The sequence below is a fragment of the Amycolatopsis sp. SID8362 genome (genome assembly GCF_010550475.1).
GTDB lineage: Bacteria > Actinomycetota > Actinomycetes > Mycobacteriales > Pseudonocardiaceae > Amycolatopsis > Amycolatopsis eburnea.
In genome coordinates this window covers 1-1493 of sequence record NZ_JAAGNB010001485.1, presented here as the reverse complement: position 1 = coordinate 1493, position 1493 = coordinate 1, and the positions used below count along the sequence as shown (strand labels likewise).

Here is a 1493-nt window from a genome sequence, read left to right as displayed (position 1 = left end):
CGGCCGGGATCGGGCCGCCGCGTTCGGCGATGCCCGCCGCCATGCCGCGCAGGGCCGCCGGGATCAGCTCGGCGAGCCGGTCCGCGCCGTCGTGGCCACCGGCCAGCCCGTCTGCTCGCATGTACCCGCCTTCCTTAGGGTTGCCTTGCCTACGCTGAGCAACAGTACGGCGACCGACGGCTGCCTGTCATCCGGCCCCGTCCAGCATGCTCGACCGGGTGGCGGGGACGCGTCGGCCATCGGGAGTAGGTTCGGCCCCGGAGGTGATCAGCGTGCCCGCGACCCGGTGGGACGTCCTGCTCGCGATCGGCGCCGGCGGCGCGCTGGGCAGCCTCGCCCGGTATGGGCTGTCCGTCGCGATCCCGCACGCGCGCGGCGAGTTCGCCGTCGCGACGCTGCTCACCAACGCGCTCGGCTGCCTGCTCATCGGCGTCCTGATGGCGTTCCTGACGACCACCGCGCGCCCCCACCACCTGCTGCGGCCGTTCCTCGGCGTCGGCGTCCTCGGCGGGTTCACGACGTTCTCCACGTTCGTGACCGATTCCCTCGACGCGGCGACGACCGGGCGGATACTGGGTTCGCTGCTGTACGTGGCGGCGTCGCTGGTGCTGTGCCTGGCGGCGGTGACGGCCGGGCTGACGGCGACCCGCGCGATCCGGAAGGGACGCTGATGGAAGGACCGGCCACCCGCCTCACGATTTACCTCGGCGAGGACGACCACTGGCACCACAAGCCGCTCTACCACGAGATCGTCCGCCGGGCCCGGGACGCGGGCCTCGCGGGTGCTTCGGTGCTTCGCGGCGTAGAGGGCTACGGCGCTTCGTCGCTGATCCACACGACGCGGATCCTGTCGCTGTCGGAGGACCTGCCGATGGTCATCGTGATCATCGACGCCGAGGAGAAGCTCCGCGCGTTCCTGCCGCAGCTGGACGAGCTCATCGGCGAGGGCCTGGTGACGCTCGACCAGGTCGAGGTGGTCCGCCACGTGGGGCGGACCGAGTGACGCTGCTCCTGGTGGCCGCCGGCGGCGCGGCCGGCTCGATCCTGCGCTACCTGACCGACCGCCGGGTGCAGGCGCGCCACGATTCGCCGTTCCCGTTCGGCACGCTGACGGTGAACATCGCCGGCTCGTTCATCCTCGGCTTCCTCAGCGGCTGGCTCCTGCACGGCGCGGAGCCGTCCTCGGTGCGCGCCCTGGTGGCGGTCGGCTTCTGCGGCGGCCTGACGACGTTCTCGACGTTCGGCTACGAGACGGTCCGGCTGTTCTTGGAAAAGACGCGGCTGTACGCGGTGCTCAACGTGGTCGTGACGATCCTGGCGGGACTGGCTTCGGGGGCGGCCGGGCTGCTGCTGGCCACCGCGGTTTTCGCTTAGCCGTCCGGGCGCCCGAGCCGTCGCCGAACGCGGCCGCGCGCCTCGTCGAGACGCCTCGCCTGGCCGTCTTCGCGGGCCGCACGGCGCTCGAGCTTCCAGTCCACGTACTCGGCGAGCGC

General features: G+C 72.2%; 3 protein-coding genes. All 3 read left to right on the top strand.

Annotated elements, in window-relative coordinates:
* The first annotated feature begins 263 nt into the window (after nucleotides 1-263).
* From G3I65_RS45750 to crcB, 3 genes are read left to right on the top strand one after another with little or no spacing between them, the layout of a single operon-like run.
* Complete coding sequence (locus G3I65_RS45750; protein ID WP_125315846.1) at nucleotides 264-671, top strand: CrcB family protein; 408 nt, start codon at nucleotides 264-266, stop codon at nucleotides 669-671.
* Nucleotides 671-1003: a DUF190 domain-containing protein gene (locus tag G3I65_RS45745; protein WP_160701646.1), complete on the top strand. Its 333-nt coding sequence runs from the start codon at nucleotides 671-673 to the stop codon at nucleotides 1001-1003. The genes G3I65_RS45750 and G3I65_RS45745 overlap by 1 nt, the downstream gene beginning before the upstream one ends.
* Nucleotides 1000-1374, top strand: coding sequence for a fluoride efflux transporter CrcB (crcB, locus tag G3I65_RS45740; protein ID WP_160701645.1), 375 nt, complete (start codon nucleotides 1000-1002; stop codon nucleotides 1372-1374). Before G3I65_RS45745 ends, crcB begins: the two co-directional genes overlap by 4 nt.
* The last annotated feature ends 119 nt before the right edge of the window (nucleotides 1375-1493 follow it).